Annotated in this window: 15 protein-coding genes; 13 read left to right on the plus strand and 2 right to left on the minus strand. The window is 69.4% G+C overall.

The annotated features are described in order from the left end of the window. Nucleotides 1–346 precede the first annotated feature (346 nt). From EOINJALH_RS05660 to ppdK, 10 genes are all read left to right on the plus strand, one after another. On the plus strand, nt 347–1,495 hold the full coding sequence (locus EOINJALH_RS05660) for a methyl-accepting chemotaxis protein (RefSeq protein WP_234413677.1): 1,149 nt from the start codon (nt 347–349) through the stop codon (nt 1,493–1,495). 8 nt (nt 1,496–1,503) lie between these two features. Continuing rightward, entirely contained in the window at nt 1,504–1,872 is a 369-nt protein-coding gene (locus EOINJALH_RS05665) for a response regulator (RefSeq protein ID WP_088279345.1), read from the plus strand. A 39-nt stretch (nt 1,873–1,911) separates the two neighbouring features. Beyond that, the gene (locus EOINJALH_RS05670; protein ID WP_088279346.1) at nt 1,912–2,283 is read left to right on the plus strand and encodes a lipid asymmetry maintenance protein MlaB; all 372 of its coding nucleotides are present in this window, start codon (nt 1,912–1,914) and stop codon (nt 2,281–2,283) included. 1 nt (nt 2,284) lies between these two features. Continuing rightward, nucleotides 2,285–4,489, plus strand: a complete 2,205-nt coding sequence (locus EOINJALH_RS05675) for a chemotaxis protein CheA (protein WP_088279347.1) — start codon at nt 2,285–2,287, stop codon at nt 4,487–4,489. A 166-nt stretch (nt 4,490–4,655) separates the two neighbouring features. Further along, entirely contained in the window at nt 4,656–7,241 is a 2,586-nt protein-coding gene (locus tag EOINJALH_RS33285; RefSeq protein ID WP_088279348.1) for a methyl-accepting chemotaxis protein, read from the plus strand. 10 nt (nt 7,242–7,251) lie between these two features. Then, nucleotides 7,252–7,839, plus strand: a complete 588-nt coding sequence (locus tag EOINJALH_RS05685; protein ID WP_088279349.1) for a chemotaxis protein CheW — start codon at nt 7,252–7,254, stop codon at nt 7,837–7,839. Beyond that, nucleotides 7,832–8,680 carry a protein-glutamate O-methyltransferase CheR gene (locus tag EOINJALH_RS05690; protein ID WP_088279359.1) on the plus strand — a complete coding sequence of 283 codons (849 nt, stop codon included), beginning with the start codon at nt 7,832–7,834 and terminating at the stop codon, nt 8,678–8,680. The genes EOINJALH_RS05685 and EOINJALH_RS05690 overlap by 8 nt, the downstream gene beginning before the upstream one ends. Before the next feature lie 4 nt (nt 8,681–8,684). Beyond that, nucleotides 8,685–9,197, plus strand: coding sequence for a chemotaxis protein CheD (locus EOINJALH_RS05695; protein WP_199873165.1), 513 nt, complete (start codon nt 8,685–8,687; stop codon nt 9,195–9,197). Then, on the plus strand, nt 9,194–10,255 hold the full coding sequence (locus tag EOINJALH_RS05700) for a chemotaxis response regulator protein-glutamate methylesterase (protein WP_088279350.1): 1,062 nt from the start codon (nt 9,194–9,196) through the stop codon (nt 10,253–10,255). Before EOINJALH_RS05695 ends, EOINJALH_RS05700 begins: the two co-directional genes overlap by 4 nt. Before the next feature lie 122 nt (nt 10,256–10,377). Beyond that, the gene (gene ppdK / locus EOINJALH_RS05705; protein WP_088279351.1) at nt 10,378–13,104 is read left to right on the plus strand and encodes a pyruvate, phosphate dikinase; all 2,727 of its coding nucleotides are present in this window, start codon (nt 10,378–10,380) and stop codon (nt 13,102–13,104) included. 59 nt (nt 13,105–13,163) lie between these two features. Here the strand turns inward: ppdK and EOINJALH_RS05710 are convergent, their stop codons facing one another. Then, entirely contained in the window at nt 13,164–13,721 is a 558-nt protein-coding gene (locus tag EOINJALH_RS05710) for a PEP-CTERM sorting domain-containing protein (protein ID WP_088279352.1), read from the minus strand. Nucleotides 13,722–14,120: 399 nt separating this feature from the next. Between EOINJALH_RS05710 and EOINJALH_RS05715 the strand changes: the two genes are divergently transcribed. The 3 genes from EOINJALH_RS05715 to EOINJALH_RS05725 all read left to right on the plus strand — a co-directional run bounded on the left by EOINJALH_RS05715 (nt 14,121) and on the right by EOINJALH_RS05725 (nt 15,815). Continuing rightward, the gene (locus EOINJALH_RS05715; protein ID WP_199873167.1) at nt 14,121–14,459 is read left to right on the plus strand and encodes a hypothetical protein; all 339 of its coding nucleotides are present in this window, start codon (nt 14,121–14,123) and stop codon (nt 14,457–14,459) included. Between the two features lie 103 nt (nt 14,460–14,562). Further along, nucleotides 14,563–15,363 carry an enoyl-CoA hydratase/isomerase family protein gene (locus tag EOINJALH_RS05720; RefSeq protein WP_234413678.1) on the plus strand — a complete coding sequence of 267 codons (801 nt, stop codon included), beginning with the start codon at nt 14,563–14,565 and terminating at the stop codon, nt 15,361–15,363. A 143-nt stretch (nt 15,364–15,506) separates the two neighbouring features. Further along, entirely contained in the window at nt 15,507–15,815 is a 309-nt protein-coding gene (locus tag EOINJALH_RS05725) for a DUF1272 domain-containing protein (RefSeq protein ID WP_088279354.1), read from the plus strand. 30 nt (nt 15,816–15,845) lie between these two features. Here EOINJALH_RS05725 and EOINJALH_RS05730 read toward each other — a convergent pair. Further along, on the minus strand, nt 15,846–16,598 hold a 753-nt coding region (locus EOINJALH_RS05730), incomplete at its 5' end, for an enoyl-CoA hydratase-related protein (protein WP_310732272.1).

Consider the following 16,598-nt stretch of genomic DNA (forward strand, 5'->3'; position numbering starts at 1 on the left):
GGCAAAGCAGTTTGTCCGTTGCGAGGGCTGTCGAGATACCCCCACAGGTGGCGCTCCCGGTCACCCCACAAGCCACGTGGATAGACCCGCCTCGGGCCGATGATGCACTGCAAAAAGGCCTCAGCTCGGGGTATAGAGCGCCCGCCAAACGCCGATGCTGTGGTCACCACTCAAGCCACATGGGTATGTGCTTGTCGACCACCGCCATCCGCCACGAGAGCCCCCACGCCATGTCCCGCGCCGTTGAAGGATCGTTCGCCCTGCTGGCGATCGACGCATCACGCCATCCCCGGGATGCCCTGTGCGCACAACATGCCCTGCAGTGCGCCGCGCGGAGGACCTTGCCGTGAACCTGCCGCGCGCAAGCCTGCACCGTTTTTCACCGGCCGCATTGGGCGTGGCCGGCGCAATGGCCACGCTGCTGGCCGGTGGCCTGGCCTGGCTGCCTGCCGCGATGGCCCTGGGCCTGGTGGTGGCCGGGACGCTGATCGGCCTGGCCCAGACGCGCCGCAGCGCCACCGTGCAACGCTCCATCGACGACTACGTGGCCGCGCAGGCCAGCTTCGGTGAAGAGGTGGCGCCGGTCTGGTGCCGGCACCTGGAATCGTCCCGCGAGCAGATGGAATCGGCCGTCACCTCGCTGTCGGCGCGCTTCTCCGGCATCGCCGACAAGCTGCGCGAATCGGTGCAGACCGCCTCGGTCGAGACGCAGACGGTGGACGACCACGACAAGGGCCTGGTGGCGGTGTTCGCGCGCAGCGAACGCGAACTGGGCGAGGTCGTCGCCTCGCAGAAGGCCACGATGGTCGGCATGCTCGGCATGGTCGACAGGGTGCAGGGCCTGGACCGTTTCATCGTCGAGCTGAAGGCCATGGTGGCCGAGGTGGCCAAGATCTCGCGGCAGACCAATCTGCTGGCCCTGAACGCCGCCATCGAGGCCGCACGCAGCGGCGAGCAGGGCCGCGGCTTTGCCGTGGTGGCGCAGGAGTTCCGGCTGCTGTCCAGCCAGTCGGCCGACACCGGCCGGCGCATGGCCGAGAAGGTGGACCTGATCAGCGCCGCGATCGTCGAGGTGAGCAGCGTCGTGCGCAGCGCCGTGGCCGAGGAAGACGGCACGATGTCCCGCGCCGAAGGCTCGATCGAGCGCGTGCTCGACGGCTTTCGCACCATCACCGATGCGCTGCTGGGCTCGAGCAAGCTGCTCAAGGACGAGAGCGTGGTCATCAAGGCCGAGATCGACGAGGCCCTGGTGCAACTGCAGTTCCAGGACCGCGTCAGCCAGATCATGAGCCACGTGATGCAGAACATCGGCAGCCTGCCCGACTACCTGCAGCGCCACCGGCAGGACTGTGCCCAGCAGGGTGCGCTGCGCCCGCTGGAGCCGCAGGCGCTGCTGACCGAGCTGAAGAGCACCTACGTCATGGCCGACCAGCACGCCCTGCACCACGGCACGGCGGTGGCCCAGGCCGACGACACCGAAATCACCTTCTTCTAGAGACCCCCATGGCCAAGACCATCATGATCGTCGACGACTCGGCCTCGATGCGGCACGTCGTCGGTGCCGCCCTCAAAGGCGAGGGCTACGACGTGCTCGAAGGCCAGGACGGCCGCGACGCGCTGTCGAAGCTGAAGGGCCAGAAGGTGCACCTGATCATCAGCGACGTGAACATGCCGAACATGGACGGCATCAGCTTCGTCAAGGCCGTGAAGCAGCTGCCCAGCTACCGCTTCACGCCCATCATCATGCTGACCACCGAGTCGGACGAGGCCCGCAAGCTCGAGGGCCAGGCCGCCGGCGCCAAGGCCTGGGTGGTCAAGCCCTTCCAGCCCGCGCGCCTGCTGGTGGCCGTGCAGAAGCTCTGCCTGCCCTAGCCCCTTCATCCCCACCCCACACAAGAACAGGACCGATGCATGGCCTCGACCAGGAAATCCCCACGCGCGGGCACGACGCTGCGCGTCGAGGGTGAGTTGACCATCTTCCGCGTGGCCGAGCTCAAGCCGATGCTGCTGGGCAATGCGGCGCTCACCGAGCTCGACCTGTCCGGCGTCTGCGAGATCGACACCGCCGGCCTGCAGTTGCTGATGGTTGCCAGGCGCCAGGCCGAGGCCCAGCAGAGGCGCCTGAGGCTGGTGAACCGCAGCACCGCGGTGGAGGCGATGTTCGAGCGAGTCAACGTGGCCGCCTTCTTCGGCGACGCGCTGGACCCCGAGCCCGCCGCCACCCGCACGGCAGGACGCCGCGCCACGCCCGCCACCACCACCACCACCGACGGAGCCCACTGACATGGACCTGGACCAGGCACTGGCCGTCTTCGTGACGGAGAGCCGCGAACTGCTGGCGGACATGGAATCGGCGCTGCTCGCGGTGGAGCAGGCCGAGCCGAAGGACGAACTGGTCAACGCGATCTTCCGCGCGGCCCACACCATCAAGGGTTCGTCGGGGCTGTTCGGGCTGGACCACGTGGTGTCCTTCACCCATGGGGTCGAGAGCGTGCTCGACCAGGTGCGCGCCGGAGCCTTGCCCATTGCCGACCGGCTGGTGGTGCTGCTGCTGTCGTGCCGCGACCACCTGGTGTCGCTGATCGACACGGTGGCCAGTGGTCGCACCGAGGCCGATGCCCAGCTGACGGCTTCGGGGCAGCCGCTGGAGGCCGCTCTGCGGGCCTACCTGGCAGCCCCCGGCGGGGCAGCCATTCCGGCGCCGGCCCCGTTGCCGCAGGCGCAGGCCAAGGCCTTGCCGGCGCAAACGGGCGGCGACGTCGCTCGGCCCCACGATGCGACGGTCGATTCCGAGCACTGGCACCTGTCGCTGCGCTTCGGGCCCGACGTGCTGCGCAACGGCATGGACCCGCTGTCCTTCTTCAGCTTCATGGACACCATGGGGCACATCGTCCACATCGCCACCGTGGCCGACGCGTTGCCCGATGCCGACGCGATGGACCCCGAGGCCTGCTACCTGGGTTTCGAGCTGGCCTACCAGACCGACGCCGACAAGGCCGCCATCGAGGCGGTCTTCGAGTTCGTGCGCGACGACAGCCGCATCACGCTGCTGCCGCCGCGCAGCCGCATCGCCGACTACGTGAGGCTGATCGAGCAGCAGGGCGACGCGGCGCGCCTGGGCGAGATGCTCGTGCGCTGCGGCACCCTGACCGAGCGCGAGCTGGCACTGGCGCTCACGGCCCAGGCCGCCGCGCCCGACGAGCGCATCGGCAGCCTGCTGGTGCAGCAGGGCAGCGTGCCGCCGCAGGTGGTGGAGGCCGCGCTGCAGAAGCAGAAGCTGGTCAAGGACACGGTGGCCCACGAGAGCCGCTCGATCCGCGTCGACGCAGACAAGCTCGACCAGCTGATCAACCTGGTCGGCGAGCTGATCATCGCCGGCGCCAGCGTCAACCTCATCGCCCACCGCGCCCGCATCACCGAGCTGCAGGAGAGCACCTCGAAGCTGTCGATGCTGGTCGAGGAAGTGCGCGACAGCGCGCTGCAACTGCGCATGGTGAAGATCGGCGCCACCTTCGGCCGCTTCCAGCGCGTGGTGCACGATGTCTCGCGCGATCTGGGCAAGGACGTGGGCCTGGTCATCAGCGGCGAGGACACCGAACTCGACAAGACGGTGATCGAGAAGATCAGCGACCCGCTGATGCACCTGGTGCGCAACGCGATGGACCACGGCATCGAGTCGGCCGAGCGCCGCGCCGCCCGCGGCAAGCCGGCCCAGGGCACGCTGTCGCTCAACGCCTTCCACGATTCCGGCAGCATCGTCATCACCGTCGAGGACGACGGCGGCGGCCTCGACCGCGAGCGCATCCTGGCCAAGGCCGTCGAGCGCGGGCTGGTGGAAGCCGGCCGCACGCTCACCGACGCCGAGGTCTATGCGCTGATCTTCGAGCCGGGCTTCTCGACGGCCGAGACGGTGACCAACCTGTCGGGCCGCGGGGTCGGGCTGGACGTGGTCAAGCGCAACATCACCGAACTGCGCGGCACGGTGGAACTGTCCAGCGTGGCCGGTGTCGGCACCACGGTGACGGTGCGGCTGCCGCTCACCCTGGCCATCATCGACGGCTTCCTGGTGGGCGTGGGCAAGTCGGTGTTCGCCCTGCCGCTGGACATGATCGAGGAGTGCGTCGCCTTCTCGGCCGAGCCCGGCCACAACTACACCAACCTGCGCGGCGAGGTGCTGCCCTTCATCCGCCTGCGCGAGCTGTTCCGCGTGTCGGGCCAGTCGGGGCGCAGCGAGAACATCGTCGTCCTCAAGCACGGCGACCAGCGCGCCGGCGTGGTGGTGGACACCCTGCTGGGCGAGTTCCAGACGGTCATCAAGCCGCTGGGCCCGATGTTCAGCCACGTCAAGTGCGTCAGCGGCTCCACGATCCTGGGCAGTGGCGAGGTCGCGCTGATCCTGGACGTGCCGGCCATCGTCGGCCGCTGCGTCAACAACGATCGGCGCATCACCGGCCAGGCGCACCAGGTGCTGGAGGCACTGGCCTCATGACCGCCATCACGCCGATTGCCCCAGGCATCGAATGCCGGGATTGCTTCATGCGATCGAAGCGGGCCCAGGCGCCGCCGGCGCAGCGCCCGGATCGGACACCAACCTGCCTCCATGCCTGCCTCGCGCAGCAACCCTGTTCCTGATTTCCATCCTCGAGGTGAATCAAATGCTCAAGAATCTCAAAATCGGCCTGCGCCTCGGCATCGGCTTCGCCGTGACGCTGGCCCTGCTGCTCGTCGTCTCGACCATTGCCTTCACGCGCATCAGCGCCTTGAACGCCGAGGTCGACACCCTGGTGAGCAACCAGTTCCCCAAGACCGTGCAGGCCAACAACATCATCGACGCGATCAACAACGTCGCACGGCACCTGCGCAACGCCTACATCTACAGCGGCGCCGAGCAGCAGAAGTCGCTGGACGCCATCGCACCCGAGCGCGCGGTGATCACTGAGAACGTCGACAAGCTCGAGAAGTCGATCACCAGCGACAAGGGCAAGGACATGCTCGCCAAGCTGCGCAACGCGCGCACGGCCTACGTTGCCGAGCAGGACAAGTTCCTCGAGTTGCTCAAGGCGGGCAAGCGCGACGAGATCGTCTTGCTGCTGCAGGGCGGGCTGCGCACGGCGCAGAACGCCTACCTCAAGGCGACGTCCGACCTGGTCGACTTCCAGACCGAACTGGTGGCCAAGACCGGCAAGGACGCCGACGAGATGGCCAACGCCGCCGAACGCCTGGTGATCATCCTGGCGACCGTGGCCGCCGTGCTGGCCGCGGTGATGGGCTTCCTGATCACGCGGTCCATCACGGGACCGGTCAACCAGGTCGTGGTCGCGGCGGGCAAGATGTCCAAAGGGGACTTCAAGTTCGAACTGAAGTCCGACGCCCGCGACGAGGTGGGTGAAGTGGTGCGCGCGGTCGAGGCGGTGCAGACGGCCGTGGCCCGCATGGTGGGCGATGCGGCCATGCTGAGCAAGGCCGCGGTCGACGGCAAGCTGGCCACCCGGGCCGACGCCAGCAAGCACGAGGGTGAGTTCCAGGTCGTGGTCAAGGGTGTCAACGACACGCTCGACGCCGTGATCGGGCCACTGAACGTGACCGCCAAGTACGTGGACGACATCTCCAAGGGCGTGATCCCGCCGACCATCACCGACAACTACAACGGCGACTTCAACGTCATCAAGACCAACCTCAACAACATGGTCAAGATGATGAACGACCTGCTGGCGCAGACCGACATCATCATCCAGGGCGCGGCCGACGGCGAACTGGACAAGCGTGCCAACGCGGCACTCTTCGTGGGCGGCTGGAACAAGCTGGTGCTGGGCGTCAACGAGGTGGTGACGAACATCGTCAACCCGCTCAACGTGACCGCGACCTATGTGGACCGCATCGCCAAGGGCGACATCCCGCCGCCGATCACCGATGCCTACAAGGGCCAGTACAACATCATCAAGAACAACCTCAATGCCTGCATCGAGGCCACCGAGCAGCAGGCCCGCGCGGCCCAGGCCATCTCGATGGGCGACCTGACCGCGGTGGTCAAGGTGCGGTCCGAGAACGACGTGATGGCCAAGAGCCTGATCAACGTCATCAAGGCCGTCAACGCACTGGTCGAGGACGCCAACATGCTGTCGAAGGCCACGGTGGACGGCCGCCTGGATGCGCGCATCGACGTGGCCCGCCACCAGGGCGACAACCGCAAGGTGGTCGAGGGCCTGAACGCCGTGATGGTGGCGGTGAGCACGCCGGTGCAGGAACTGCGCGAGGTGCTGGGTGCCATGGAAGGCGGCGACCTCACCACCACGATGAACCGCAGCTACGACGGCACCTGGGACGAGCTGAAGTCGGCCGTCAACAACATGCTGAAGAAGCTGGCGCAGGTGGTGACCGAGGTGAACGCGGGGGCGCAGGCCCTGGCCAGCGCCTCCGAAGAGGTGAGTGCCACGGCGCAGTCGCTGTCGCAGGCGGCCACCGAACAGGCGGCCGGCGTGGAAGAGACGAGTGCGTCGATCGAGCAGATGACCACCTCCATCGCCCAGAACACCGAGAACGCCAAGGTCACCGAAGGCATGGCCAGCAAGGCCGCCAAGGACGCTGCCGACGGCGGCGCCTCGGTCAACGAGACGGTGGCCGCGATGAAGCAGATCGCCACCAAGATCGGCATCATCGACGACATCGCCGCGCAGACCAACCTGCTGGCGCTGAACGCGGCCATCGAGGCCGCCCGCGCCGGCGAGCACGGCAAGGGCTTCGCGGTGGTGGCGGCCGAGGTGCGCAAGCTGGCCGAGCGCAGCCAGGTGGCCGCGCAGGAGATCGGCGAAGTGGCGAGCAGCAGCGTGCTGCTGGCCGAGAAGGCGGGCAAGCTGCTCGAGCAGATGGTGCCCGTCATCACCAAGACCTCCGACCTGGTGCAGGAGATCGCGGCCTCGTCCACCGAGCAGTCCTCGGGCGTGGTGCAGATCAACTCGGCCGTGGGCCAGCTGAACCAGACCACGCAGCAGAACGCGTCCAGTTCGGAAGAGCTGGCGGCCACCGCCGAGGAGATGAGCGGCCAGGCCGAGGGCCTGCAGCAGACCATGGCCTTCTTCAAGCTGGCCGGTGGCGCCACCGCGGCGCGGCCGCCGGCGCTGGCCTTGCACAAGGGCACGGCCGGCCGGTCGGGCGGTGCGAAGCCCGGCCTCGGCAAGGTGGCGGCCAACATGGTGACGGCCAGCCGCGGCGACATCGACCAGACGAAGTTCGTCAAGTTCTGAGGACGCCGCCATGTCTGCACTGTTGAAGCAGCCGGGCCCCGCCGGCGAGGGCCTGGCGGCCCCGAAGGGGTCGTCGCGGCCCGTGTCGGAGTCCACCCAGTACCTGACCTTCCTGCTGGGCAGCGAGATGTTCTCGATCAACATCCTGTGCATCAAGGAGATCATCTGGTACGCCGGTCTCACCGAGGTGCCGATGATGCCGGCCTGCATCCGCGGCGTGATCAACCTGCGCGGCGCGGTGGTGCCGGTGATGGACCTCTCGGCGCGCTTCGGCCGGCCGTCCACGCCGGTGAGCAAGAGCACCTGCATCGTCATCATCGAGGTGGCCGCGCAGGGCTTGGGCGAGCGGCAGAACGTGGGCGTGGTGGTCGACGCGGTGCAGGCCGTGCTGGAGATCTCGGCCACCGAGATCGAGCCGCCGCCCAACTTCGGAGCCAAGATCCGGGGTGACTTCATCGAGGGCATCGGCAAGGTCAACGGCAAGTTCGTGATCCTGCTGAACGTCGACAGCGTGCTGTCCTCGGGCGAGATCTGCAAGCTGGGCGAACTGGCCGCCAATGCGCAGGCCGATGCCGATGCCGAGCTGGCCCATGCCTGAAGCGCTGCGCGCCGCGGCGCCGAAGGCGGTCGACATCACGCCCGTGCTCAGCGACGCCGAGTTCGCGCGCTTCCAGCGCTTCATCTTCGACGCTGCCGGCATCACGCTGGGGGCGGCGAAGAAGCCGCTGGTCACCGGGCGGCTGGGCAAGCGGCTGGCGGTGTACGGGCTGTCGAGCTACGCCGAGTACTTTCGCCTGCTGTCGTCCGGCCAGCACCCGGACGAGACGCAGATGGCGGTGGACCTGCTCACCACCAACGAGACCTATTTCTTTCGCGAGGCGCAGCACTTCGAGCGCCTGCGCGAGCATGCGCTGGCGGCCCGGCAGGACGGCCGACCCTATCGCGTGTGGAGCGCGGCCAGTTCCAGCGGCGAAGAGGCCTACAGCATCGCGATGGTGCTGGCCGAATGCCTGGGCGGCGCGCCCTGGGAGGTGCTGGGCACCGACATCAGCCTGCGCGTGCTGCAGGATGCCGTGCGCGGCCTGTACACGATGGAGCGGGCGCGGCACCTGCCGCCCGAGCTGATGCGCCGCCATTGCCTGAAGGGCACCGACGAGCACGCCGGCCGCCTGATGGTGCGCCCCGAGCTGCGTGCACGCGTCAGCTTCGGGCAGGTGAACCTCAACGAGCCCTTGCCGGCACTGGGCCGCTTCGACTTCGTGTTCCTGCGCAACGTGATGATCTACTTCAGCGACGACACCAAGCGCCAGGTCGTTGCCCGCGTGGTGTCCACGCTCGCGCCGGGCGGCTGCCTGTGCGTGGGCCATTCCGAGAGCCTGAACCACCTCACCGATGCGCTGCGCACGGTGGCGCCGTCGATGTACTGCCTTGACACCTGAAATCATGGCCAGCGTCGACCCGATCGACATCTTCCTGCCGCCCGGCGGGTGGTTCGTCGGGGACGACAGCTACCGCATCCGCACGCTGCTGGGCTCGTGCGTGTCGATCACGCTGTGGCATTCGGCCGCGCGCCTGGGGGCGATGTCGCACTTCCTGCTGCCCACGCGCGGCGGCACGGCACCGGTGGCCGAGCTGGACGGCCGTTACGGCGACGAGGCGCTGCAACTGGTCCTGGACGAGCTGCGCGCGGCCGGCGTGCCGCCGGTGCAGTGCCAGGCCAAGATCTTCGGCGGCGGCAACATGTTCCCGGGGCTGGCGCCGACCGGCAACCCGATGGTCGGGCAGCGCAACGGCGAGGCCGCCCGGGCGCTGCTTCAGGCCGGCGGCATCACCGTGGTGTCGGAAAGCCTGTTCGGCATCGGGCACCGGCAGATCCTGTTCGAAGTGGCCACCGGCGATGTCTGGTCCTACCAGGTCGCGCACGACACCCGGCAGGGGCAGGAGGACGTGGCATGACCCGCATCAAGGTGATGGTGGTCGACGACTCGGCGGTGGTGCGCCAGGTGGTGAGCAGCCTGCTGCAGGCCGATCCGGCGATCGAGGTGCTGTGCGCCGTCGGCGACCCGCTGCAGGCGATGGCCCGCATGGCCACGCAGTGGCCCGACGTGATCGTGCTCGACATCGAGATGCCGCGCATGGACGGCATCACCTTCCTGAAGAAGATCATGGCCGAGCGGCCCACGCCGGTGGTGATCTGCTCGACGCTGACCGAGAAGGGCGCGCAGACCTCGCTGGCGGCGCTGTCCGCCGGCGCGGTGGCCATCATCACCAAGCCCAAGCTCGGGCTGAAGCAGTTCCTCACCGACGCGTCGGACGACCTGCTGTCGGCGGTGAAGTCGGCCGCGCGGGCGCGCGTCGGCCAGCTGCGGCCCATGCCCCGGCACAGCGCCGATGCGGTGCTGCCGGCGGTCGATGCGGCGGGCGCGATGATCCGCACCACCGACCGCGTGGTGGCGTTGGGCACCTCCACCGGCGGCACGCAGGCGCTGGAGCGCGTGCTCACCCGCCTGCCGCGGGTCTGCCCCGGCATCGTCATCGTGCAGCACATGCCCGAGAAGTTCACCGCCGAGTTCGCGCACCGGCTCGACGGCCTGTGCCAGATCGACGTGCACGAGGCGCAGCACAACGAGCGTGTCATCCCCGGCCTGGCGCTCATCGCCCCCGGCGGGCGGCACATGCTGCTGCGGCGCAATGGCGCGCAATATCACGTCGAGGTGCGCGACGGCCCGCTGGTGAACCGCCATCGCCCGTCCGTGGACGTGCTGTTCCGTTCGGTCGCCGCCTGCGCCGGCGCCAATGCGCTGGGCGTCATCATGACCGGCATGGGCGACGACGGCGCCGCCGGGCTGCTCGAGATGCGCCAGGCCGGCGCCCGCACGCTGGCCCAGGACGAGGCCAGCTGCGTCGTCTTCGGCATGCCCAAGGTGGCGATCGAGCGCGGTGGCGTCGAGCGCACCGTGCCGCTCGACGCGATCGCGCGCGAGATCATGCAGGTGTCGCTCCACGCCCCGTAGACCGGCGCGGGCGGCCGCAGCCGTGGCCGATCTGGACCGGCATTGACCGCGGGCAATCGGCCGCGGTGCGCGCGGCGCCAAGCTCGGGGCTCCGAGACCCGCATCGCATCCGAGGTGAAGCCATGTCGTCCGCCCACCAGTACGTCTACGTGTTCGGCAGTTCCCGCACCGAGGGCTCCGCCGCGATGAAGAACCTGCTCGGCGGCAAGGGCGCGAACCTGGCCGAGATGTGCCGGCTGGGCATCACCGTGCCCTCGGGCTTCACCATCAGCACCGAGGCCTGCACGGTGTTCACCGAGCAGGGCCGCGACGCCGCGCTGGCGCTGATCCGCGACGAGGTGCTGCAGGGCGTGGCCTTCGTCGAGCAGGAGATGGGCAAGCGCTTCGGCAACGCCGACGATCCGCTGCTGCTGTCGGTGCGCTCGGGTGCGCGGGCGTCGATGCCCGGCATGATGGACACCATCCTCAACCTCGGCCTCAACGACGAGGCGGTCGAGGGCCTGGCCCGCAAGGCCGGCAACGAGCGCTTCGCCTGGGATTCGTACCGCCGCTTCGTGCAGATGTACGGCGACGTGGTGATGGGCCTGAAGCCCGCCAAGAAGGAGGACCACGATCCCTTCGAGGTGGTGATCGACATGGTCAAGGCCCAGCGCGGCGTGCAGCTCGACACCGAGCTCGACGCCGCCGACCTGAAGGAGCTGGTGGCGCGCTTCAAGGCGCTGATCCGCGCGCGCATCGGCCGCGATTTCCCGACCGATCCGTGGGATCAGCTGTGGGGCGCCATCGTCGCCGTGTTCGAGAGCTGGAACAACGACCGCGCCCGCGTCTACCGCGAGTTGAACGACATCCCGCAGAGCTGGGGCACCGCGGTCAACGTGCAGGCCATGGTCTTCGGCAACCTGGGCGACAGCAGCGCCACCGGCGTGGCCTTCACCCGCGACGCCGGCACCGGCGAAGACCTGTTCAACGGCGAGTTCCTCGTCAATGCGCAGGGCGAGGACGTGGTGGCCGGCATCCGCACGCCGCAGCAGGTGTCGACGCTGGGCTCGCAGCGCTGGGCCCGGCTGGCGCAGGTGAGCGAGGACGAGCGCCGCGCCCGCTACCCGTCGCTCGAGGAGCTGATGCCCGGGCTGTACGCGGAGCTGCTGCACGCCGAGACCACGCTCGAGAACCACTTCAAGGACATGCAGGACCTGGAGTTCACCATCCAGGAAGGCAAGCTGTGGATGCTGCAGACGCGCAACGGCAAGCGCACCGGTGCGGCCATGGTGCGCATCGCGATGGAGATGCTGCGCCAGGGCATGATCGACGAGGCCACGGCGCTGCAGCGCGTGGTGCCCGACCGGCTCAACGACCTGCTGCACCCGGTGTTCGACACCCACGCGCTGCGCGAGGCCATGGTCATCGCGCGCGGCCTGCCGGCTTCGCCCGGGGCGGCCAGCGGGCAGATCGTGTTCTTTGCCGACGAGGCCGAGGACTGGGCCCAGCGCGGCCTGGCAGTGGTGCTGGTGCGCCAGGAAACCTCGCCGGAAGACCTGCGCGGCATGAGCGTGGCCAAGGGCATCCTCACCGCGCGCGGCGGCATGACCTCGCACGCCGCGGTGGTGGCGCGTGGCATGGGCAAGTGCTGCGTCTGCGGCGCCGGCGCGGTGCACGTGGACATGAAGGCGCGCACGATGACGATCGGCGACCAGGTCTACGCCGAAGGCGACTGGATCTCGCTCGACGGCTCCACCGGAGAGGTCTATGCCGGCCGCCTGGCCACGCAGGACGCCGAGCTGTCGGGCGACTTCGGCGCGCTGATGGCGCTGGCCGACAAGCACCGCCGGCTCGAGGTGCGCGCCAACGCCGACACGCCCGAAGAGGCGGTGATCGCGCGGCGCTTCGGCGCCACCGGCATCGGCCTGTGCCGCACCGAGCACATGTTCTTCGAGGGCGACCGCATCAACGCCGTGCGCGAGATGATCCTGGCCGACGACGAGGCCGGCCGCCGCAAGGCGCTGGCCAAGCTGCTGCCGATGCAGCGCGGCGATTTCGAGGGCCTGTTCGCGGCCATGACCGGCCTGCCGGTGACCATCCGCCTGCTCGATCCGCCGCTGCACGAGTTCGTGCCGCACGACGAGGCCGGGCAGCAAGTGATGGCGCAGCAGATGGGTGTCTCGCCAGGCCGCATCCGCATGCGCGTGGACGAACTGCGCGAGGCCAACCCGATGCTCGGCCACCGCGGTTGCCGCCTGGGCATCACCTTCCCCGAGATCACCGAGATGCAGGCCAGGGCGGTGTTCGAGGCCGCGCTCGAGGCCCGCGCCAAGGGCGCGGTGGTGAAGGCCGAGATCATGGTGCCGCTGGTGGGCACGGTGCGCGAGTTCAACGCCCAGGCGGCGGTGATCCGCAAGGTGGCGGCCGAGGTGTTCGCGCAGCGCGGCGAGTCGATCGACTACCTGCTGGGCACGATGATCGAGACGCCGCGCGCCGCGCTGGTGGCCGACAGCATCGGCCGGCAGGCCGAGTTCTTCTCGTTCGGCACCAACGACCTGACGCAGATGACGATGGGCTTCTCGCGCGACGACGCCGGCAGCTTCCTGCCCGACTACCTGAAGCGCGGCCTGTACGAGCACGATCCCTTCCGGTCGATCGACCAGAAGGGCGTGGGCGCGCTGGTGGAAATGGCGGTGGCCAAGGGCCGCTCGGTGCGGCCCGACATCGAAGTGGGAGTGTGCGGTGAGCACGGCGGCGACCCGGCGTCGGTGGCGTTCTTCCACCGCGCGGGGCTCGACTACGTGAGTTGCTCACCCTTCCGGGTGCCGATCGCGCGCCTGGCAGCGGCGCAGGCGGCGATCGCCGGCTGATCGCAGGACAGGATCAGCGCATGAGGCGCGGGCCGTGGTGGCCCGCCCTCATGGGGCCATCACACGGCCTGGTGGACCGGGTCGGCGCGCTTGCGGTAGCGGCGCGCGGCCAGCAGCAGCAGGCCCACGGCCATCATGGCGTAGGTGCCGGGTTCGGGCACGGGGGCGGTGGTGCCGGTCTGCAGCGTGGTGCCGGCCTGGTTGAACAGCGTGAACGGCTGCGCGCCGGGGGTGCCCACGCCCTTCCAGACGAAGTCGACGCTGACGCCGGTGCGGTTGTTGTAGGTGGTGGTGGGGCCGATGACGCGCAGGCCGAAGCTGCCGTCGGTGGGCGCGGCCGGCTGCACCAGCGGCTGAACCTGCAAGGACGTGCTGGTGGCCGGCTGGCCGTTCGACAGCGTGCCGTAGAGCACGTCGTCGAAGGTGAGGCGCATCACGTCGAACTGGGTCACCGCGCCGTTCAGGGTGTAGTTGTAGCGCCAGAGGTCCTGGCCCACCGTGGTGTCGGCCAGGTTGGTGGTGGTGAACGAGATCGTCAGCGCGTTGGCTGCGCCGGTGACAGCCAGCAGGCCACCGAGGACGGCGGTTCGCAGGCCATGGGCAAGAACGTACTTCATTGAGAACTCTTTTCAACTTGGCGCTTGATGCACCGTGAGATGGTGAACCCTGCCTGAGTCGAGCCCGACCTGGTCGGGCACCGTCAGAAAGGCTCGTTGGCTCATCCAACCGTGCTGCTCGATCCGGGGGATTTGCAGCACAGCGCGACGTGGACAAATGGTCGGCGAGGCGCTCTGGAGCGTCAACCCCTCGGTCGCGCGGCCGGAGGGATTATTCAGGAAACGGGAATGCAGCAATCATAAGGCCTAGAACGAAAGCGATCACTGACATATGGGGGCCTGCGACGTTTTGTCGCCCCGCCTGTCTGGGCGGTACGTCGCGCCGCGGTCGGTGCCGCCGGTGGGCCCCGTTGCGCCGGCAGCGCCCCCAGGCGGCCGGGGGTGTGTAAGGTCGGGGCCATGACGCCACCCGATCTGACATGCCGACGCGCCGTGCGGCGGGCTACTGTCGCGGTGCTGTGCGCCGCCGTGTCGGGCTGCGTGTTCCTGCCGGTGACGGTGGAGGTCTACGACCCCGACTGCCGGATCGTCACGCGGCAGATGGCCCTGCAACCGGTTCAGCTCGGCGCCTTCCACAGTTGCGCCAACGAAGGCTGCGTGATGTTGCTGGCGGCGGCCGGTGCCACCGCGGCCGCCAGCGCGGTGGTGTCGGGCAGCATCGTCGTGGCCGGCAACGTGGCCTACTGGTTCGAGAAGAAGGGCCGTTGCCAGCCCGGCGACGGTCCCGCGACGCCTTGACCGCGTCGCCCGGACCCTGGCCTGGGCGCGCCGACGGTGCGGGCCGCGGCGCATCGGGCAAGATCGGGCGACGGGCCCGACCGACGGCCTGCGGAGACACGCCTTGGACTATCGCCACCTGATCGTCGAGCCGCGCGGGGCGGCCGACTGGGTCACGCTGAACCGGCCCGAGCAGCTCAACACGCTCACCGCCGAATCGCTGGCCGAACTGAACCACTACTTCGACAGCCTGCTCGACAACGCCGCGGTGCGCGTGGTCGTGCTCCGCGGGGCGGGGCGGGCCTTCTGCGCCGGCCTCGACATCAAGGCCGCCACGGTGCCGGGCGCGGCGGTGGGCCGCACCACCGACCTGGCCCTGCAGAGCCAGCGCCGCTTCAGCGGCCTGGTGATGCGCATGCGGCGCTGCCCGCAGCCGGTGATCGGGCTGATCCACGGCCACGCCGCGGGCGGTGGCTTCTCCATCGCGCTGGGCTGCGACGTGCGCATCGCTGCCGAGGGCGCGAAGATGAACTGCGCCTTCATCAAGATCGGCCTGTCGGGCTGCGAGATGGGCGCCAGCTACCACCTCAGCCGACTGGTCGGCACCTCGGTGGCCGCCGAGCTGCTGTACACCGGCCGCTTCATCGATGCGCAGCGCGCGCTGCGCGTGGGCCTGGTGTCGGACGTGGTGCCGCTGGATCAGCTCGAGGCCGCGGGCCAGTCGTTGGCCGACGACATGCTGGCCACCGCACCGCTGGGCCTGCGGCTGAGCAAGGAATGCTTCTGGGCCGCCGTCGACGGCAACGACCTGCCGTCGGTCATCGCCATGGAAGACCGCAACCAGGTGCTCACCATCGCCAATGGCGACCTCGACGAGGGCATGCGCGCCTTCGTCGAAAAGCGCCGGCCGCGCTTCGGCGGCTGAGAGCGCCCCCAGGCGGCGGCCAATGCCCGCCGCCGCCCCTCAAGGGGGTGAGGAAACTTCGGAGCGGCCGTGCGTTTCCTCATGAGGCCGAACCCTTCCGCCGCACCGATCCACCGTCCCACCGTCCCCGAAGGAGCCACGCCATGCTGGAGCTGCGACCGACCTGCGAACACTGCAACACGGCGCTGCCGCCGCATTCGACCGATGCGCGCATCTGCTCGTTCGAGTGCACCTTCTGCGCCACCTGCGCGGAGCAGGTGCTGGGCAATGTCTGCCCCAATTGCGGCGGCGGCTTCGCGCCGCGGCCGGTGCGTCCGGCCAAGGACTGGAAAGGCGGCAACTGCCTCGGCCAACATCCCGCCAGCACCCGGCCGAAGCACCGGCCGGTGGACCTGGCTGCCCACGCGGTGTTCAGCGCCACGCTGAAGGCGGTGCCGCCCGACCGGCGCTGAGTCTCCTGCTCGTGGGCCGGCGGGCCGCGCTCAGCGCCCCTGGAATCGCGGCGCGCGCTTCTCGGCCATCGCGGCCTGGCCCTCGCGCAGGTCGTCGCTGGCGGCGCAGCGGTCGACCCGTTCGCGCAGCGTGGCGAGGTGGAACTCGCCGCGGGCGATCTCGTCGAGCGAGGCCTTCATGCCGCGCAGCGCCAGCGGCGCGCCGGCGCGCAGCGCGTCGACGACGGTCTGCACCTCGGCATCGAGCCGGTCGGCCGGCACGCTGCGGTCGAGGTAGCCGATGCGCAGCAACTCGTCGGCCGGCACCGTCTCGGCCAGCAGGAACAGCCGCTTGGCCGCGCCCAGGCCCAGCCGAGACACATAGCGCCGCAGCCCGCTGGGGTAGTAGTGCAGCCCCAGCCGCACCGCCGGCATGCGCAGCGACAGGCTGTCCACGCCGAGGCGGAAGTCGCAGGCCAGCGCCAGGTCGGTGGCGCCGCCGTAGACGCTGCCGTTGAGCCGGCACACCGTGGGCAGCGGCAGCGCCTCGAGCGCATCCACGGTCTGCTCGAACAGGTGCGGGCCGGCGGTGGACGCCTGCGGCCCGTCGCCCAGCGCGCCGAGGTGGAAGCCCGAGCAGAAACTGGCACCGGTGGCGGTGAGCACCAGCACCTGCACCGCCGGGTCGGATTGCAGCGCCGCGAAGTGGTGCTGCAGCGTCAGCAGGTCGTCCACGTGCAGGCGGTTGTGGTGGGCCGGGCGGTCGAGCGTGATCGTGGCACACTCGTCCCCTGCCACCGCACG

Source organism: Ideonella sp. A 288 (assembly GCF_002198735.1).
Classification (GTDB): Bacteria; Pseudomonadota; Gammaproteobacteria; order Burkholderiales; family Burkholderiaceae_C; genus Pseudaquabacterium.